This is a genomic window from Streptomyces sp. NBC_00727, from assembly GCF_045161745.1.
GTDB lineage: Bacteria > Actinomycetota > Actinomycetes > Streptomycetales > Streptomycetaceae > Streptomyces.
Window position 1 is genome coordinate 2,331,825 of record NZ_CP108981.1, and the last position, 18,385, is coordinate 2,350,209.

16 protein-coding genes and 2 tRNA genes are annotated in these 18,385 nt (G+C 72.8%); 15 read left to right on the top strand and 3 right to left on the bottom strand.

The genetic code is table 11. From position 1 onward, the window contains the following. The first annotated feature begins 155 nt into the window (after positions 1 to 155). The 7 genes from OG242_RS10295 to OG242_RS10325 all read left to right on the top strand — a co-directional run bounded on the left by OG242_RS10295 (position 156) and on the right by OG242_RS10325 (position 6,480). Complete coding sequence (locus OG242_RS10295; RefSeq protein ID WP_405901570.1) at positions 156 to 1,127, top strand: phosphatase PAP2 family protein; 972 nt, start codon at positions 156 to 158, stop codon at positions 1,125 to 1,127. Further along, entirely contained in the window at positions 1,108 to 2,199 is a 1,092-nt protein-coding gene (locus OG242_RS10300; protein WP_405901571.1) for a hypothetical protein, read from the top strand. The genes OG242_RS10295 and OG242_RS10300 overlap by 20 nt, the downstream gene beginning before the upstream one ends. Beyond that, positions 2,190 to 3,800 carry a hypothetical protein gene (locus tag OG242_RS10305; protein WP_405897861.1) on the top strand — a complete coding sequence of 537 codons (1,611 nt, stop codon included), beginning with the start codon at positions 2,190 to 2,192 and terminating at the stop codon, positions 3,798 to 3,800. The genes OG242_RS10300 and OG242_RS10305 overlap by 10 nt, the downstream gene beginning before the upstream one ends. Beyond that, positions 3,797 to 5,131, top strand: a complete 1,335-nt coding sequence (locus tag OG242_RS10310; RefSeq protein ID WP_405897862.1) for an AAA domain-containing protein — start codon at positions 3,797 to 3,799, stop codon at positions 5,129 to 5,131. The genes OG242_RS10305 and OG242_RS10310 overlap by 4 nt, the downstream gene beginning before the upstream one ends. A 128-nt stretch (positions 5,132 to 5,259) precedes the next feature. After that, entirely contained in the window at positions 5,260 to 5,601 is a 342-nt protein-coding gene (locus tag OG242_RS10315) for a hypothetical protein (RefSeq protein ID WP_405897863.1), read from the top strand. 119 nt (positions 5,602 to 5,720) lie between these two features. Beyond that, positions 5,721 to 6,416 carry a bifunctional DNA primase/polymerase gene (locus tag OG242_RS10320; RefSeq protein ID WP_405897864.1) on the top strand — a complete coding sequence of 232 codons (696 nt, stop codon included), beginning with the start codon at positions 5,721 to 5,723 and terminating at the stop codon, positions 6,414 to 6,416. Beyond that, positions 6,407 to 6,480: transfer RNA gene (locus tag OG242_RS10325), tRNA-Lys, on the top strand. The genes OG242_RS10320 and OG242_RS10325 overlap by 10 nt, the downstream gene beginning before the upstream one ends. A gap of 61 nt (positions 6,481 to 6,541) precedes the next feature. On the opposite strand, the gene OG242_RS10330 is transcribed toward OG242_RS10325, so the two are convergent. Continuing rightward, positions 6,542 to 7,783, bottom strand: coding sequence for a M6 family metalloprotease domain-containing protein (locus OG242_RS10330; protein ID WP_405897865.1), 1,242 nt, complete (start codon positions 7,781 to 7,783; stop codon positions 6,542 to 6,544). A 436-nt stretch (positions 7,784 to 8,219) separates the two neighbouring features. On the opposite strand from OG242_RS10330, the gene OG242_RS10335 reads away from it, so the two are divergent. Next, positions 8,220 to 10,097: a putative bifunctional diguanylate cyclase/phosphodiesterase gene (locus OG242_RS10335; RefSeq protein WP_405897866.1), complete on the top strand. Its 1,878-nt coding sequence runs from the start codon at positions 8,220 to 8,222 to the stop codon at positions 10,095 to 10,097. A gap of 3 nt (positions 10,098 to 10,100) precedes the next feature. Here OG242_RS10335 and OG242_RS10340 read toward each other — a convergent pair whose 3' ends face one another. Both OG242_RS10340 and OG242_RS10345 read right to left on the bottom strand, forming a co-directional pair. After that, entirely contained in the window at positions 10,101 to 11,243 is a 1,143-nt protein-coding gene (locus tag OG242_RS10340) for an LLM class flavin-dependent oxidoreductase (protein WP_405897867.1), read from the bottom strand. A 91-nt stretch (positions 11,244 to 11,334) separates the two neighbouring features. Then, the gene (locus OG242_RS10345; protein ID WP_405897868.1) at positions 11,335 to 12,114 is read right to left on the bottom strand and encodes a decarboxylase; all 780 of its coding nucleotides are present in this window, start codon (positions 12,112 to 12,114) and stop codon (positions 11,335 to 11,337) included. A gap of 362 nt (positions 12,115 to 12,476) precedes the next feature. On the opposite strand from OG242_RS10345, the gene ehuB reads away from it, so the two are divergent. The 7 genes from ehuB to OG242_RS10380 all read left to right on the top strand — a co-directional run bounded on the left by ehuB (position 12,477) and on the right by OG242_RS10380 (position 18,382). Beyond that, positions 12,477 to 13,379 (top strand): ectoine/hydroxyectoine ABC transporter substrate-binding protein EhuB, encoded by a 903-nt coding sequence (gene ehuB, locus OG242_RS10350; RefSeq protein WP_405897869.1) that lies wholly within the window; start codon positions 12,477 to 12,479, stop codon positions 13,377 to 13,379. Between the two features lie 19 nt (positions 13,380 to 13,398). After that, complete coding sequence (gene ehuC, locus OG242_RS10355; protein ID WP_405897870.1) at positions 13,399 to 14,133, top strand: ectoine/hydroxyectoine ABC transporter permease subunit EhuC; 735 nt, start codon at positions 13,399 to 13,401, stop codon at positions 14,131 to 14,133. After that, complete coding sequence (ehuD, locus tag OG242_RS10360; protein ID WP_405897871.1) at positions 14,130 to 14,774, top strand: ectoine/hydroxyectoine ABC transporter permease subunit EhuD; 645 nt, start codon at positions 14,130 to 14,132, stop codon at positions 14,772 to 14,774. Before ehuC ends, ehuD begins: the two co-directional genes overlap by 4 nt. Then, a complete protein-coding gene (gene ehuA / locus OG242_RS10365; RefSeq protein WP_405897872.1) occupies positions 14,764 to 15,615 on the top strand; it encodes an ectoine/hydroxyectoine ABC transporter ATP-binding protein EhuA in 852 nt (283 codons plus the stop codon). Before ehuD ends, ehuA begins: the two co-directional genes overlap by 11 nt. 183 nt (positions 15,616 to 15,798) lie before the next feature. After that, on the top strand, positions 15,799 to 16,557 hold the full coding sequence (locus OG242_RS10370) for an IclR family transcriptional regulator (RefSeq protein WP_405897873.1): 759 nt from the start codon (positions 15,799 to 15,801) through the stop codon (positions 16,555 to 16,557). Between the two features lie 75 nt (positions 16,558 to 16,632). Next, positions 16,633 to 16,706: transfer RNA gene (locus OG242_RS10375), tRNA-Lys, on the top strand. Between the two features lie 131 nt (positions 16,707 to 16,837). Further along, positions 16,838 to 18,382, top strand: coding sequence for an MFS transporter (locus OG242_RS10380; RefSeq protein ID WP_405897874.1), 1,545 nt, complete (start codon positions 16,838 to 16,840; stop codon positions 18,380 to 18,382). Positions 18,383 to 18,385 lie beyond the last annotated feature (3 nt).

The following is an 18,385-nucleotide window of genomic DNA, read 5'->3' on the forward strand; positions in this document are numbered from 1 at the left end:
GCAACCCGGGGGGCCGTAGCGGCGTCCCATTGACCACAGATGAATCCGAACAACTGAGGGGTGCCGACCACACCCCCGGGGGACACGCGGCCGACGCGCACCGTACGGTTGAACGCCCGCAGTCGGCCGCATGAAACATGATGGAGAAGTTCCGGATGCCGCACGCCACCACCGCGCCCGCTCCGCGCCACCGGCTCCGCTGGTGGACCGAGCTGCCGCTCCTGGCCCTGGTGTACGCGGCGTACTCCGGCGGCCGGCTCCTCGTACGCGGTGACGTGTCCACGGCCGTGGACCACGGCCTGAGCATCCTGCGCGTGGAAAAGGCCCTGTTCCTGAACGCGGAGCACCCGCTCAACCGCCTCTTCACGGCGCACGCCTCCATAGGCGTGCCCTCCGACTTCGCGTACGCCTCCCTGCACTACGTCGTCACCCCGGCCGTCCTGATCTGGATGTTCCGCCGCCACTCGGCCGCGTACCGCAGGGCCCGCACCTGGCTGATGACCTCGACCATGCTCGGACTGATCGGCTTCACGCTGATGCCGACGTGCCCGCCGAGGCTGCTGGACGCGAAGCACGGATTCGTCGACACCATGGCGCAGTACAGCTCGTACGGCTGGTGGGGTACGGAGGCGAGCGCGCCGCGCGGCATGGGCGGGATGACCAACCAGTACGCGGCGATGCCCAGCCTGCACGTCGGCTGGGCGCTGTGGTGCGGCATCCTGCTGTGGCGCCACGCCAAGCACCCGGCGCTGCGCGCCGCGGGCATCGCGTACCCGCTGATCACCACGTTCGTCGTGATGGGCACCGCCAACCACTATCTGCTCGACGCGGTCGCCGGCTGCGCCGTGATGGGCGTCGGGGCCCTGCTGGCCCGGCCCGTGATGCGCCTGGCCGACCGGGTCAAGGCGGCGGTGATGCCCCGGTTCTCCGGGACCTCCGAGGCCGTACCGTCCACGGATGTCAGTGCCGGATGCAAGACTTCGGCGGGTGAGCGAATCCCCGGCCAGCGGACCTCCTCCGCAGAACCATCCGACGCGGCAGCAGCGGCCGGCCCGCCTGCCCGGGCCGACGGCGCCGACCGGTCCGGACGGGCCCCCGACGGGGACCCTGCGACGGCGGCTCGCTGAGCTGAGAGGCCCGGCGGTCGCCCCGCGCCCGCTGGACGCCCGCGCGCTCGCGGCCCTCGCCGCCAACCCGGGCTGCAAGCGCCGCGCCCTGCTCGACGGGGCCGGGGTCGACAAGGGCGCGCTCGCCTCCGCGCTGGGCTCACCGGCCCCCTTCGGCCAGTCCCAGTTCGCCTTCATGCGGGGCAACGCCTTCGAGGCCCGGGTCAAGGCCGACGGCGGTACGGAGCTGATGCGCCTGCTGCACGAGCGGCTCGGCGGCTCCGGTGAACCGCCTCGCGAGGTGGCCGTGCCGGACCTGACGGCGGCCGGGCCCGAGGGCCGCGCGGCCCGCACCGCGCTGGCGCTGCGGGAGGCGACCGGGGCCGGCGGCTGGGCGCTGCTGGACCACCCGATGCTCGCCCTGGAGGTGGCGGGCTCCCCGGCCTATCTGGAGCCGGACGCGGTGGTGGTGCACCCCGACGGCACCTGGACGGTCGTCGAGATCAAGTCGTTCCCCATGATCGACGGCTCCGCGGACGCCGCGAAGGTGGGCGCGGCAGCCCGCCAGTCCGCGGTCTACGTCCTGGCGCTGGAGCGCGTCGCGGAGGTCACGGACGGGGCCCGGGTGGGGCACCGGGTGCTGCTGGTCTGCCCGAAGGACTTCTCGAACCTGCCGGCCGCCTCCGTCGTCGACGTACGCAAGCAGCGCGCCGTCACCCGCCGCCAGCTGACCCGCCTCACCCGCGTCGAGGAGATCGCGGCGGCCCTCCCCGCGGGCGCGTCGTTCGACCCGGAGCGCTCCCCCGAGGACCTGGAGACGGCCGTCGAGTCGGTCGCCGCCGCCTACGCGCCGGAGTGCCTGTCCGCCTGCGAGCTGGCCTTCCACTGCCGGTCCCGGGCCCGCGCCGAGGGCGCCGTGGAGGCGCTGGGCCGCGGGGTGCGGGGCGAGCTGGGCGGTCTGACGACGGTCGCCGGGGTGCTGGCGGCGGCCGCGGGCAAGGAGGGCGACCCGGCCGACCCCGCGGTCGCCGCCCTGCGCCGCGCGGCGGCCCTGCGCGCCGAGGCACTGGAGGGACGCGCCGTATGTCACTGATCAACACGCTGGCCCGGCTGGAGGCCGTGGAGAGCGGCCGGGCCGGGCCGACGGCCACCGTCCGCCACCGCCGGCTGACCGGCCGCCCGCTCGTCCTGGTGCCGCTGACCACGGCGGGCGAGGCGGGCGCCCCGCTCGGCGCGCTCGTCGGCACGGACCGGGAGGCGCCCCGGCTGCTGGCCGTGGCCCAGCCCCGCGACCGGGACCTGCGGTTCGCGTTCCTCGCCGAGCTGGCCGAGGCGGTGCTGCCGCACATCGAGTCGTACGCGGACGTCATCGAGCCCGCCGAGCGCAACGAGACGGATCCGGCGACCGGGAAGCGGGTCAAGGTCGAGACCGAGCTGTGCGTGGACGCGGCGCAGATCGTCGTCCCGAGCCGCGCGGGCATCGAGTTCGTCCGGCTGCTGGGCCGCTCCATGCGCTTCCGGCGCACCGCCGAGGACGACCCGGACACGCCGTATCCGGCGCCCGCCCGGGTCCCGCTCCTCGGGCGCTGGCTGACGCACTACGGCGAGCGGGCCCGGGTCCCCGGCTCCTCGCTCCTGCTCGCCTGCACCGATCTCCTCAACCGGCACTGGGCGACCGGCCAGTCGAATCTGGAGGACCAGCACCTGGGGGCCCTGCTCGCCTGGATCGACCCGCCGGCCGGCGAGTCCGGTGCCGAGGCGGCGCTCCGCGCGGAGCTGGCCCGGGACGCGGCGGGGCAGCTGCTGTGCCCGCCGGCCGGCCCGGCCACCGACCCCGATTTCGACAACCGGCTGCTGGCCCCGGCGATCGAGAAGTACGACCGGGCGCGCGCCTCGCTGGCGGCCGCCGAGGACGGGCTCGCGGCCGATGCCCGGCTCGCCGGACTGTCCGGGGCCGAGCGGGAGATCAGGGCGTTGCTGGCCGGGGTGCTGCGGCCGACCTGGGACGCGGTGTGGCGGGGCCTGGACCTGCTGCGGGAGCTGCCCGAGGGGGCCAGGACCGAGGACCGCTGGACCCGGGACCGCTGGTCGTTCACCGCCCACCGCGACCGGGTCCGCTCCGGTGAGCCGCCGCAGCCGCGCCGGGACGACGCCGTGACGGCCGCCCGCAAGCTGGCCGCGCGGGAGACGGCCCAGGCGCAGCTGGAGGCGCAGGAGGCGCTGGACGATCCGCTGGTCCTGGCGGGCCGCCGGCTGGCCGGGGAGGCGTTCATCGGCGAGGTGAGCGCGGTGGAGATGGCGTACAGCGAGTCGAAGCGGCCCTCGCCGCGCCCGCTGGTCACCGTCCGCACCGACGAGCGGCCGCAGCTGGGCGAGGGCGTCAAGGTCTACCGCTCGCTGGACGGCAAGCCGCAGACCGCCCAGTTCGCCGGGTACGGCCCGGCGGACGAGGAGGGCGGCGCGCCCTCGCTGGTGCTGCGGATCACCGACCGGATGGGGCGCGGCAAGGAGCCCGCCCCGGGGTCGGTCCCGGAGCCGGGCGAGCGGATCGCCTGGACCCTGTTCGAGCACGACCAGCGCGGCGGGCCGCAGCTGCCGGACGCCGAGGAGACCCCGTGGACCCACGGCGGTCCGCCGGGCGGCCTCGAAGCGGCGGAGCTGCCCGACCCCTCGACCCCGGAGGACCTGCTTTGACGGCCGTATTCGACCCGGGCGCGGCGGCGGGCCTGGCCACCGCGAAAATCCTGGACGACACGCTGAACGGCACGGCCCGGGGCATCGTGGTGGACTCCCCGCCGGGCGCGGGCAAGTCGACGCTGGTGGTGCGCGCCGCGCTGGAGCTGGCCGCGGCGGGCCGCCCGCTGATGGTGGTCGCGCAGACGAACGCGCAGGTGGACGACCTGGTGGTGCGGCTCGCGGAGAAGGAGCCCGGGCTGCCGGTGGGCCGGCTGCACAGCAACGACCCCGACCCGTACGACAAGGTGCTGGACGGCTTGGAGAACGTGCGCAAGTCCGCGAAGGCGGCGGACCTGGCGGGCCTCGACGTCGTGATCTCGACGGCGGCGAAGTGGGGCCATGTGAAGAACGTGGAGCCGTGGGGGCACGCGATCGTCGACGAGGCGTACCAGATGCGCTCGGACGCGCTGCTGGCGGTGGCCGGGCTCTTCGAGCGGGCGCTGTTCGTGGGCGACCCGGGCCAGCTGGACCCGTTCTCGATCGTCGGCGCGGACCAGTGGGCGGGGCTGAGCTACGACCCCTCGGCGAGCGCGGTGAGCACGCTGCTCGCGCACAACCCGGAGCTGCCGCAGCACCGGCTGCCGGTCTCCTGGCGGCTCCCCGCGTCGGCGGCGCCGCTGGTGTCGGACGCGTTCTACCCGTACACCCCGTTCCGCAGCGGCACGGACCACGGCGACCGGCGGCTGTCCTTCGGCGTCGCGTCGGACGGGTCGGCGACGGACCGGGTGCTGGACGAGGCGGCGGACTCGGGCTGGGGCCTGCTCGAACTGCCGGCCCGGCACACCCCGCGCACCGACCCGGAGGCGGTCCGCGCCGTCGCCCTGGTGGTGCGCCGCCTGCTGGACCGGGGCGGGGCCGCCGTCAGTGAGCGCTCCCCCGATCCGGCCCCGGTGACGGCGGACCGGGTCGCGGTCGGCACGGCCCACCGCGACCAGGCGGCGGCGGTGCGCGCCGCGCTGGCGGAGCTCGGCGTGACGGGGGTCGCGGTGGACACGGCGAACCGGCTGCAGGGCCGCGAGTTCGACGTGACGGTGGTGCTGCACCCGCTGTCGGGCCGCCCGGACGCCACCGCGTTCCACCTGGAGACGGGGCGGCTGTGCGTCCTGGCCTCCCGCCACCGGCACGCGTGCATCGTGGTCTGCCGCGAGGGCGTGGCCGACCTGCTGGACGAGCACCCGTCGACAGAACCGGTCCAGCTCGGCGTCACGGTGAAGTTCCCGGACGGCTGGGAGGCGAACCACGCGGTGCTGGCGCACCTGGCGGAACACCGGGTGCGCGGGGCTTGTTGAGTGCGCCGGGGGCGCGGCCGGGGTGTCGCGCGCCCCGGCGGCAGGACGTATGCGCCCTTGCGGCCGAACGGACAATGGAGGGTGGCCGTCCGGGCCGCCCGAGGGCCTGTCGTAGGAGGAAGAACCACATGGCACAACCCGAGCAAGGCGAGCAGCGGCGGCTGCGCCCCGCGTCCCTGCTCTTCGAGCCGGCGGCCGCCGTCGCGGACCCGGAGCACTTCTTCGACCTGGAGTCGATGGACGATCCGAAGGAGCTGCTGGGCCGGGCGACGGAACTGGCCCTGGCCTTCCGGGCCGCGACCGACCGCGCGGTCGAGTTCCAGGCGATGGCCGCGGCCCAGCTGGCCGATCCGCGCCGGTTCGACCGGCTCACGACCGCGGACATCGCGCGGCGCGCGGAGTGGACCGAGGACTACGCGAAGAAGATGGTCGAGTTCGGTCGCACCCTGCTGAACGCGCCGTCGTCGTAGGCGCCCGGGTACCACCACCGGCATATGCCCGGGCGAACCATACTCCTCGCGCGGTTATCGTGTCCCGTTTTTCGGCAACTCTCGGAAACCGGTTGATCACCAACGGTAGACCTGTGCACATGACCGCATGGCTGCCCGACGAAACGACCCTGCACCACGGTGACGGACCCTGCCTCCCCGCCGGCCACGAGGCGGACCTCTTCGCCGCCCTGCGCGAGCCCGCGCGGAACCAGACTGCTCAGGTGACCGCGGCCGGTGCCGCCTGGCTGGCCGGGGCCACGGCGTACCCGCGCAGCGCCCTGTCCCAGTGGGAGTCGCGGCCGACGGCCCCCGGTGTCCTGCCGTGCGGCACGGCGTTCGACGTGGTGAACGTGCCCACGCTGTTCGGGCGCCGGATGCTGGAGCACCTGTGGGCCGACGGACCGGGCTCCGGGCCGGTCGCCTCGCACCGCGGCCGGATGCTGCTCTTCGCCTCCCCGGGCACGGCCCAGCGGCTGCCCTCGCTGCTGGACTGGGAGGAGTGGGGAGGCGGCCCGCAGAGCCAGGAGGGCGGCGGTACGAAGGTTCCCCCGCTGCTCTGTCACGGCACCGGGGACGCGGTGACGGTCCCGCCCCTGACCTGCCAGGAGAGCTATACGGGGCCCCGCTGGCTGGTGGCGCCGGACACGCGTGCCCCCTGGCTTCCGGGCCCGGACGTACTGCTGTGGGCGTGCGTGCGGGTGGCCCGGTCGGTGCCTGCTCCGACGCCCCGGATTTCGATTTTTCCTCTCACCGATCCGGGTGCTAAGGTCTACGACGTCAGCAGGCGCCGCTAGCTCAGTTGGTTAGAGCAGCTGACTCTTAATCAGCGGGTCCGGGGTTCGAGTCCCTGGCGGCGCACAGACGGAAGAAGCCCCTCGCGGAAGCGGGGGGCTTCTTCGTTGTCCGGCGAAGGGCCCGGTCAGGTTCCCGTGGTGATGCGGACCGTGTACGCGCCCGACGGCGTCCGGTCGGCGACCTCGATCGTGGCGTGCGCGCCGGGCACCGAGTACGTCTCGCCGACGCGCAGCGGCGCGTCCGCGAGCGGCGGGTAGACCGACCGCTCCCAGCAGGCGTCGCTGTCCGGATGCGTGTCGAGCACCTCGACCGGGCCACCGCCGGACGGGGTCTCGTTGCGCACCCGGTAGAGCAGGATGCCCTCGGCGCAGGTCGAGCGGTCGTTGCCGGTGGAGCCGCGCGCCTCGACGGCCACCGCGCCGCCCTCACCGGTCCTGATCACGGCGAGCCGGGTGCCGAGGGAGGCGCCGGGCACGGGGACGTCGGCCATCGGTTCGAGGGTGACGACCCGGTCGCTCTGTACGCAGACCACCTGCCGGTCGTCCAGCCAGCCCAGCTTCCACTTGTGCCAGCCGAAGAGGTCCGGTGCCAGCCCGAACTGGCTGCCCATGACGTCCCAGTCGCCGACGTAGGTGTCCCAGTCGCCCTTGCCGTCGGAGGGGCGGTGGTAGAGGTCGGGCAGGTCGAAGACGTGTCCGGTCTCGTGGGCCAGCACGTTGTGGTCCGGCGGGTGCTGCTCGAAGACGGTGACGACGCGCCTGATGTCCGTACCGTCGGCGTGCAGGGGCCGGTCGAAGTTGACGACCTTGGTGGCGTCGGAGTCGACACCGGGGGCGTCCGGGTCCGCGACGAGGTAGACGATGTCGTACCGCGAGAAGTCGACCTGGGCGTCGGCCACCCGGATCGCGTCGCGCAGGTAGGCGCTGCGCCGGTCGCTGGCCCAGTCGCGCTGTATGCCGTACCAGGTCGAGGGCTTGGGCATCCGGGTCCACTGCCGCTGGGGGTGCGGGCGCAGGGTGAACTTGCCGTACGAGGCGCGCTGGAAGAACCGGGTGGTGGCCGGGAAGTAGTCCGAGGTGAGTTCGGCGGGGGTGATGGCCGGCTCGGCGTCGGGGAACGAGAGGAAGACCATCACCGCGTCCAGGGCGTGGTCCGGGCGCGGGTAGGCGCCGTTCCAGCGGTCGACGCCGAGGGAGTGGTGGGCGGGGGTGCGGGGCAGGGCGCAGGCGGTCGCGTCTCCGTTGGCGGCGGCCGCGGGGCCGGCCACGAGGGAGGTGGCCACGAGCGCCACCAGCGAGATCAGCCCGGCCGCCAGCCCGCGCGGGCTCGGCCTCTCCACCCCTGAGGGCCCGGGCTGACGCGGCACATCTACCTCCGGTACGGGGAGCGGATACCTCCGGCGCGGGCGCGGACGACTCCGGCACGGGGTGCGGACCCTGGAAACCTCCCGTGTCCACCTTGTGGGGTTATGACTGTTTCGTCACGTCGGACTCCCCCAGTCGTGTCGGCCGCCTCACCTGTCAGCACCTTCACAGACAGTCACAATCGATCACCCGCGCAACGTGAGAGAACAGAGGCGCGCAGAAACGATCAGTTGGGGACATACCGGATCGGTGTCCGCATCGGCCGTGCGGGTCGCACGCGGGGCGCCCGAGGGGCGGGGCGCTGGATCGGCCGGGGCGCCGCCCTCTATGCTTCACCTCGCTTTCCTGCGCGGTTCCCCGCCTCTCACGACGGCGCTCCACGCGGCGGGCCAGTCCGACCAGAGGTGTCCGGGACAGAACTGCAGGGCGGAGCGAACGGTGAGCGCAACCTCCGAAGGGCCGCGGCCCACGACACCCTCTGCACAGAGACCCGTAGTGACGGAGAGTCACGACGAGTGGCCGTCCGGCTCGTCCGCCACCGCGGCGCACGACTACCGGTCCGCGTTCCGGGCCGCCGCCCTGCCGATGGCCGTCGTCGACCCCGAGGGCCTGATCGTCACCGCCAACGACGCGCTCGGCGCGCTGACCGGCACCGGCGCGGCGGCGCTCACCGCGCAGTCGGCCGCCGACCTGGTCGACCTGGCGGCGGACGCCCGCGACTGGCACGCGTACCGCGAGGTCCTGCACGGCCGGCGCTCCCGCTTCCGCTGCACCCGCCCGCTCAAGCACCCCGACGGGCGCGCGCTGTGGGCCGAGATCACCGTCGTGCCGATGCCGGGCGGCCGGGAGGCGGAGGGCGGCGGCGCGCCGGGCCAGGTGCTGCTGTCCGTCGCGGACGTCAGCGACCGGCGCGAACTGCAGAACCGGCTGCGCCACCTCCAGATGCACGACCCGGTGACCCGGCTGCCCAACCGGACGCTGTTCTTCGAGCGGCTGTCGGCGGCGCTCCGCACCCCGCCCCACCAGGAGACCCGCCAGGACGGCGAGCCCCACCAGGAGGGCGAAGGCTCCCGCGTCGGGCTCTGCTACCTGGACCTGGACGGCTTCAAGGCGGTCAACGACACCCTGGGCCACCGGATCGGCGACCGGCTGCTCGCGGCGGTCGCCGCGCGGCTGACGGACTGCGCCGAGCAGCAGGGCGCCTACCCGGCCGGCGCCCCGCTGGTGGCCCGGCTCGGCGGCGACGAGTTCGCGGTCCTGGTCGAGGAGTCCACCGGCACCGAGCAGCTGACCGACCTGGCCCGCACGCTGCTGGGGGCGCTCCAGCAGCCCTTCGACCTGGCCGGGCAGCGGCTCTCGGTCTCGGCGTCGATCGGGGTGGTGGAGCGGCCCGTCGCGGGGACGACCGCCACCGGTCTGATGCAGGCCGCCGACACCACGCTGTACTGGGCGAAGGCCGACGGCAAGGCCCGGTGGACCCTGTTCGACCCGGAGCGCAACGCCCACCGGATGACCCGCCAGGCGCTGTCGTCGACGCTCCGCCCGGCCGTGGAGCGCGGCGAGTTCACCATCGAGTACCAGCCGCTGGTCGGCATGGCGGACGGCGTGGTGCGCGGGGTCGAGGCGCTGGTGCGCTGGAACCACCCGCAGTTCGGCGTGCTCTCGCCGAATCGGTTCGTCGCGATCGCCGAGGAGGACGGCTCGATCGTGCAGCTCGGCCGGTGGGTGCTGCGCTCGGCCTGCCGGCAGGCCAGGCGCTGGCAGCTCGACCACCCGGCGAAGCCGCCGCTGTTCATCAGCGTCAACGTCGCGGTGCGCCAGGTCTGGGACTCCGACCTGGTCACCGATGTCGCGGAGATCCTGGCGGAGACCGGGCTGGACCCGGCGCTGCTGCAGCTGGAGCTGACCGAGTCCGCGGTGATGGGCTCGGCGGGCCGGCCTCTGCGGGCCCTTCAGACGCTCAGCGACATGGGCGTCCGCATCGCCATCGACGACTTCGGCACCGGCTACTCGAACCTCGCCTACCTGAGCCGCCTGCCGGTGTCCGTCCTCAAGCTGGACGGCGCGTTCGTGCGCGGTTTCCGGTACGAGGACGGCGCGCATCCCAGCCCCGCCGACGAGACGATCGTCGAGGCCATGGTCGCACTGGCGCACCGGCTGGGCCTGACCGTCACCGCGGAGTGCGTGGAGACGGCCGGCCAGGCGGAGCGGCTGCGCCGGATCGGCTGCGACACCGGACAGGGCTGGCTCTACTCGCGGGCGGTCGCCCCGGAGCGCATCGCCGAACTCATCGGGACCCGCGCCCCGGAGGCGTAACGCTCACGCCCCCGGCAGGCCGTACGCGTCGGCGATCAGGCCGTAGCTGCGCAGCCGGGCCTCGCCGCCGTGGGCGTTGGCGGTGATCATCAGCTCGTCGGCGCCGGTCCGCTTGGCCAGGTCGTCGAGGCCGGAGCGGACCTCGTCGGCGGTGCCGTGGACGATGTTGACCAGCCAGTTGTCGACGAACTCGCGCTCCATCGGGGAGAAGGAGTACGCCTCCGCCTCCTCGGGCGTCGGGACGAGACCGGGCCGCCCGGAGCGCAGCCGGAGCATCGACAGGGCGCCGGTCAGCACCTGGCGCCGGGCCTCGCGCTCGTCGTCGGCGGCCAGCGCGGCGACGCCGATCAGGGCGTAGGGGGCGTCCAGGACCGTGGAAGGCTTGAAGGAGTCGCGGTACAGCTCAAGGGCCGGCACGGTGTTCTGGGCCGAGAAGTGGTGCGCGAAGGCGAACGGCAGCCCGAGGACCCCGGCGAGCCGGGCGCTGAAGCCGGAGGAGCCGAGCAGCCAGATGGGCGGGCGCGCCGGGGACTGGACGCCGCCCTCGGCGGTGGCCTGGACGGGGCCGGGGACCGCGTGGATGCGGGCGTAGGGGTGCCCGTCGGGGAAGTCGTCGTCCAGGAACCGGGTGAGCTCCATCAACTGCTGCGGGAAATCGTCCGCGCCCTCGTTCAGCCGGTCCGTCCGGCGCAGGGCTGCGGCCGTGGCGCCGTCCGTGCCGGGGGCGCGGCCCAGGCCGAGGTCGACGCGGCCGGGGGCCATCGCCTCCAGGGTGCCGAACTGCTCGGCGATGACGAGCGGGGCGTGGTTGGGCAGCATGACGCCGCCCGAGCCGAGCCGGATGCGCTCGGTGTGGGCGGCGGTGTGGGCCAGGATCACGGCCGGGGACGAGGAGGCGACGCCGGGCATCGAGTGGTGCTCGGCGACCCAGTAGCGGTGGAAGCCGCGGCGCTCGGCGAGCTGGGCGATCTCCACGCCGGTGCGCAGGGCCTGGCTCGCCGTGCCGCCCTGGCCGACGGTCACCAGGTCCAGCACGGAGAGCGGCACGGGGGCGGTGCCCCGGGCCGTGCCGCGGATCTCGCCGCCCTGGACGCCGCCGTCCCGGGTCGCCTCGCCCTGGATCTCGTCGCCTCGAATCTCGTCCACGTCCTGGCCTCTCCGGTGGTGCGCTTCATGCCTGGTCTGTCCGAGAGCACCAACAGGAGGATGGCTCCGTTTATTCCGGGGCGTGCCCCTGCTAGCTCTTCTTCCCGTGCGCGTACGCCCGTCCGCTGCCCCGGCTCACCGGGGCCGGCGGCTGCTCGCGGTTGGCGAAGAGCGCGCCGAGCCGGGGCGCCCAGGCCGGGCGGTCGGCCAGGCGCAGGGCCTCGCGGGCCGCCACCTGGTTCGCGGTGAGGACGGGCTTGCCGAGCGCCTCCTCCAGCTCGGGGAGGTGGGAGACGGTGTGCAGGGCCGTGTCGGGGACCAGGACGGCCTGCGCGTCGGGGCGGTCGGCGGCCCTGGCCAGTTCGAGGACCCGGTCCGCGTCCCAGGAGGCGGCCTCGGCGGCGTCGGTGACGCCCGCCGCGTGGACGCCGGTCACCTCCATGCCGGTCTCCCGCAGGAACGCGGCGAACCGCTCGGCGACGGCCTCGGGGTAGGTCGCGGCGACCGCGACGCGCTCGGCGCCCAGCTTCCGTGCCGCGTGCACGAAGCCGATGGAGGTGCTGGACGCGGGCACGCCCGCCGCCCGGGCGAGGGCCGCGACCTGGTCGTGGGCGCCCTGCCACCCGTACAGGAAGCTCCCGCCGTCGCAGGCCCAGACGATGGACTGGACCCCGGAGCGCTGGAGCTCCTCGATGCCCGCGGCGAACCGGCCGGGGGCGCCCAGGGCGCTCAGGGCGTCCTCGCGGTAGGCGGCGTCCGGGCTCTCGGTGTGATGGACGACGAGTCTGATGGTGCTGTCGAGGAGGATCTCCATGCGCGGGTAGTCGTCCTCGGCGAAGTGGCCCGGGTAGAGGAATCCGACGGTCGTCATGTCCACCCTTTCTCTGCGCCTGCTTCTCTGCGCCTGCGTCTGTGCCGCGCGCGATCACGCCGGCACTGACCGGTTTCCCCGCTCCTGTTCCAGTATTCCGCCATCCGCCCCGGATATCGCTTCGAGACGAGCGGGCGGGGGCCGGCATGCATGAACGGCGCCCGTGCGGGCATCCGTCGCGATACGGAGCCGCGTACGGGACATCCCGCACAAAGGACGCCTTCCGGCCTGCCACCGGACACGGGAAGGTCACCCTCCGGCCACCGTTCGATTACATGCGCGCTCTTCCTGAATAGACGCAGGGGATCGGGCAGGCGCCAAGCCTGTCCGGACTGTTCGACCCCTTCAGGAGATTGCGAACCATGGCTGACTTCCCGAACCTGTCCCGCCGGGGATTCCTCAACCGATCGGCAGCGGTGGGCGGTCTGCTCGTCGTCCCGGGCCTCCTCGCCGCGTGCAGCAAGGCCGGCGAGGGCTCCGCCGACGGCGAAGGCGCGCTCGAAAAGCTCCGCAAGCAGGGTTTCGTACGGGTCGCGTACGCCGACGAGGCGCCGTACGGCTACATGGACGGCAAGGAACTCAAGGGCGAGGCGCCCACGTTGCACCGCGAGATCTTCAAGGCGCTGGGTGTCGACGAGCTGAAGCCCACCCTCTCCGAGTGGGACAGCCTGATCCCCGGCCTCCAGGCCGGCAAGTACGACGTGGTCAGCGCCGGCATGGCGATCACCCCGGAGCGCTGCGCCAACGCCCTCTTCTCCGAGCCGGAGTTCATCTCGCCGACCGCGATGATGGTGAAGAAGGGCAACCCGAAGAAGGTCACCGACCTCGCGTCCGCGAAGGCCGCCGGCATCACCATCGGGGTGATGGCGGGCGCGGTCGAGGGCTCGTACGCCAAGGGCGCCGGCATACCCGAGGGCAAGATCAAGACGCTCCAGAAGCCGCAGGACGGGGCGGACGCGGTCAAGGGCGGCCGGGTCGACGCGTTCCTGCTGACCGGGATCTCGCTGCGCTGGCTCGCCAAGACCAACGAGGGCACCGAGGTCACCGAGGCGTTCCTGCCCGAGCTGGACGGCGAGAAGCAGTACAGCCCCGGCGGCGCGGTCTTCCGCAAGGGCAACGAGGAACTGCGCGACGCCTTCAACCGCGAGCTGAAGAAGATCACCGCCGACAAGTCCCGCTACGTGGAGCTCCTGCGCGACTACGGCTTCGGGGCGACCGAGCTGCCGCCGGCCACCTTGAAGACGGCCGATCTGTGCAAGGGCTGACAGGGACGGTACCCACCGCATGAATGATTTCTTCTCGGCCTTCGCCGACGATCTGCCGCAACTGCGGTCCGGCCTGTGGGTGACCCTGCAGGCCACGGTGTTCGGCGCCCTGGCGGCGCTGCTCCTGTCGTTCGTCCTGGGCCTGATGTCGCTCAGCCGGCTCATGCTGTCGCGCGGGGTCTCCCGCGTGGTGGTGGAGTTCTTCCGCGGCACCTCGCTGTACGTGCAGCTGTTCTGGCTGTACTACGCGATGCCGCAGCTGACCGGGTACGAACTGACGCCGGTCGTCTGCGGGGTGCTCGCGTTCGGCCTCAACTACGGCGCGTACGGCGCCGAAGTGGTGCGCGGCGCGGTCAACTCCGTACCGCGCGGGCAGTACGAGGCGGCGCTGGCGCTGAACATGTCGCCGCTGCACCGGATGCGCAAGGTGATCCTGCCGCAGGCGTGGGTGCAGATGATCCCGTCGTTCACCAACCTGCTGATCCAGCTGCTGAAGGCGACCCCACTGCTGTGGCTGATCTCGGCGGCGGACCTCATGACCGCCATCGAGAAGCTCCGCACCCGTACGGGTGAGACCCTCACGGCGTACGCGACGCTGCTGGTCTGCTACTTCGTCCTGGCCTACGCGCTCACCCTGCTCATGAACCTGCTGGAGCGGTCCGCCAAGCGGCGGCTCGGCCTCGCCGCGGGCGGCAAGAGCCTGCTGAAGTCCCGTAGCGCCGTGTCCGCCGCCCAGGCCGGAGGTGCCAGGTGAACAGCGACTTCGACTGGGGCGCCGTCGGTGACGCGTTCCCCCTGCTCCTCGACGGGTTCTGGACGACCCTGCTGGCCACGGTGCTCGGCACCCTGGTCGCCGCGGTGCTCGGGCTGGCCATCGCGGTCGCCGGGCGGGCCCCGTCCCGGCTGGTGACCGTGCCGGTGAAGGCGGTGATGGAGTTCATCCGCTCCACCCCGCTGATCGTGCAACTGGTGGGCGCCGCCGCACTGTTCACGTCGGTGGAGCCGCTGACGATCGGCATCGTGGTACTGGGCGTCCACTACGCCACGTACACCTCCGAGGTGTACCGCGCCGGGATCGACGCCGTGCCGAAGGGGCAGTGGGAGGCGTGCCGGGCGCTGTCGCTGACGCCCCGGCGGACCTGGCAGGCGGTGATCCTTCCGCAGGCCGTGCGCAACGTGGTGCCGGCGCTGGGCAACTACGCGATCTCGATGTTCAAGGAGACGCCGTACCTCGCCGTGATCACCGTGCACGAGATGGTCTTCGAGGCACGCGACTACGGCACCAAGCACTTCGTGTTCACGGAGGTGTTCACGCTCGCCGGCCTGATCTTCCTGGTCGCGAGCTACCCCACGTCACTCCTGATGAGGAAGCTGGAGAAGCGCCTTGGCCACTGAGCCCCTCCCCCTGCAGAAGAACGCGGCCACGGCCTCCGAGCCCGTCGTGCCCGTCGACGCGTCCAAGGACGGCGGGCACCCGCTCGTCCGCTTCGACAAGGTCGTCAAGCGCTACGGCGACCACACGGTCCTCGACGAGCTGGACTTCACGGTCGAGCGCGGCGAGCACGTCACCCTGATCGGGCCCAGCGGCTCGGGCAAGACGACGATCCTGCGCCTCCTGATGACGCTGGAGCGGGTCAGCGACGGCGTGATCCGGATCAACGGCGAGCCGCTGACGCACATCCGGGCGCCCGACGGCTCGCTGAAGCCGGCGTCCGAGAAGCACCTGCGGGCGGCCCGCCGGAAGATCGGCATGGTCTTCCAGCAGTTCAACCTCTTCCCCAACATGAAGGTGCTCCAGAACATCACCGAGGCGCCCGTCAACGTCCTCGGCATGGACCGGGACAAGGCGGAGGCCCGGGCCCGGGAGCTGCTGGACCTGGTCGGCCTGTCCGGCAAGGTCGACGCGCACCCCTCGCAGCTCTCCGGCGGCCAGCAGCAGCGGGTCGCGATCGCCCGTGCGCTGGCGATGGAGCCGGAGATCCTGCTCCTGGACGAGGTGACGTCCGCGCTGGACCCGGAGCTGGTGGCGGGGGTGCTGGAGCTGCTCAGCGACATCGCCAGGAACACCGACATCACGATGCTCTGCGTGACGCACGAGATGAACTTCGCCCGTGACGTCTCGGAGAAGGTGCTGATGTTCGACGCCGGGCGGGTCGTGGAGTCCGGTTCGCCGGAAAAAATCTTCTCCGATCCCTCGCACGAACGCACGCGCGAATTCCTCAACGCGGTGCTGTGACCTCGGCATCCGTCGCCCGCGCATGACGCTGGCATATGCCGGACGGGTGCGCCCCTGCTGACAGCGCCGGGGCGCACCCACGAGTCCGCCGCACCGCCCCCTGAACAGGCCCCCGACGGCTATCGTGGTGGCGAAGCCTCCGGTCACAAGCCGGCCTCCGGTCCCAACTGGTAGGGGGAAGCCGTGGCGTTGAAGCCCGAACCGACCGCGTCGTTCCACTCGGTGCAGTACGCCCTTCGCGTTCTCGAGACGGTCTCCAAGCACGGCAGCGGGGTCACGGACACCCAGATCTCCCGGGAGACGGGCCTGCCCGTCGGCCACCTATCGCCGCTGCTGCTGACGCTGCGCCGCGAGGGGTACGTCGAGCAGATCACCGACGGGGCGTACGTCATCGGCGCCTCGCTGCTGCTGCTCGGCTCGGGCGCGGCCCGCCGGCAGGCCCTGGAGTCCAAGCTCCAGCAGACCCTGGCCCAGCTGCGCGACTCGGTCGGCGCGGCGGTCTACATCAGCCGGTACGTGGACGGCGAGATCCGCGTCACGCAGTACGCCGACAGCCCGCTCACCCCCGCGGTCAACGAGTGGGTGGACTTCCGCTCGGCGGCGCACGCCTCGGCGATCGGCAAGTGCCTGCTGACCCAGCTCGACCAGAACGGCCGGCGCGACCACATCTCGCGGCACAGGACGGCCCGGCTGACCTCGCGGACGATCACCAGCGAGAAGGTCCTCTTCTCCAAGCTGGACAGCCAGCCGGCCACGGTGCCGGTGCTGGACCTGCAGGAGTACGCGGTCGGCACGGTGTGCGCGGCGGTGCCGCTGACCGCCGGTTCGGCGGCGGGCTGCCTGGCCCTGTCGATGCCGGTGGAGGACGCGCACCGGCTGCGGGCCGCGGCGGACACGCTGAACCGGCGCGCGGCCCCGGTGCTCCTGTCGCTGGCGCTGTAGGAGCAGCCCCGGAGTGCCCGGGACAGGTCTGTCACCAGCACCCCTCCGGACCGGGTATTATTTTCACGTCAGCAGGCGCCGCTAGCTCAGTTGGTTAGAGCAGCTGACTCTTAATCAGCGGGTCCGGGGTTCGAGTCCCTGGCGGCGCACAGACGACGCACGAGGCGGTCTCCGTATCCACGGAGACCGCCTCGTGCGTTTTGCGTTGCCCGCGGTCATGTACGAACGTTTTACACAGACGTACTAGACAGCTGTTTTACACAGTCGTATATTCCTTGGCATGACGAACCCCACGAGCACCACCGCCGCCCCCGGCGCACTCGCCGGCCGTCGGGAGTGGACCGCCTTCCTGGTCCTGCTCCTCCCTCTCCTGCTCGTCTCGATGGACGTCTCCGTCCTCTTCTTCGCGATCCCGTCCATCGACCGGGACCTCGCCCCCAGCGCCACCCAGCAGCTGTGGATCTTCGACGTGTACGCCTTCGCCCTGGCCGGCCTCCTCATCACGATGGGCTCGCTGGGTGACCGCATCGGCCGCCGGAAGCTGCTGCTGATCGGGGCCCTCGCCTTCGGCGCCGCCTCGGTCTGCGCCGCGTACGCGAACAGCCCGGAGATGCTCATCGCGGCCCGGGCGGTCCTCGGGATCGGCGGGGCGACGCTGATGCCGTCCACCATCGGGCTCGTGCGCAACATGTTCCGCGACGAGCAGCAGCGCGCGAAGGCCATCGGCATCTGGTCGGGCGCCATGGCGGGCGGGGTCGCGCTCGGTTCGGTGCTCAGCGGGGTGATGCTGGAGCACTTCTGGTGGGGCTCGGTCTTCCTGATCAACGTGCCCGCGATGCTCCTGCTGCTGGTCCTCGTGCCGCTGCTGGTCCCGGAGTTCAAGGACCCGAACCCCGGCCGCTTCGACTTCGGAAGCGTTCCGCTGTCCATGGGTACGGTCCTGCCGGTGGTCTACGGCATCAAGGAGAGCGCCGCCCACGGGCTCGACGCCGAGCGGGCCCTGGTCATCGCCGCCGGGCTGGTCATCGGCTGGGTCTTCGTCCGCCGGCAGCGCACCCGCTCCGACGCGATGATCAGCCGGGAGCTGTTCCGGGGCCGCGGCTTCGGCGTCGGGATCGGGCTGAACGCGCTGGCCGCCTTCGCGATGATGGGCTCGGCCTTCTTCACCACCCAGTACCTGCAGTCGGTGCTCGGCATGAGCACGATGGAGGCCGCGCTGTGGAGCCTGGCCCCGTCCCTGGCGGTCGGCGCGGCGGCGCCCACGGCGACCGCGCTCGCCCAGCGGACCCAGCGGGCGTACGTGGTCTGCGGCGGGTTCGTCATCGGGGCGGCCGGCTTCGGGGTCTTCACGCTGGCCGGGACCGACTCGCTGGTCCTGCTGCTGATCGGCTCGGCGGTGATGAGCAGCGGCATCGTCGCGGTGATGGCGCTCGTATCGGACATGGCGATGGCCGTCAGCCCGGCGGAGAAGGCCGGCTCGGCCGCCTCGCTCCTGGAGACCGGGCAGGAGTTCGGCGGTGCGCTGGGCATGGCCCTGCTGGGCGCCGTCGCCACCGCGGTCTACCGGGCGGACATGCCCGCCGCCGCCCCCGAGGCCGCCCGCAAGACCCTGCCGGGCGCGCTGACCACGGGCGACGACTCACTGATCGCGACCGGCCGGGACGCCTTCGTGCACAGCATGCACTACGCCTCGGTGACCGGGTCCCTGATCCTGCTGACCGGTGCGGTCCTGGCGGCGACCCTGCTGCGCCGGGCGACCCGGCCGGCCGCCGCCGAGGAGCCCGCCGTCGAGGCACCGGCCGCTCCGGTCCCGGCGCAGGTCTGACCG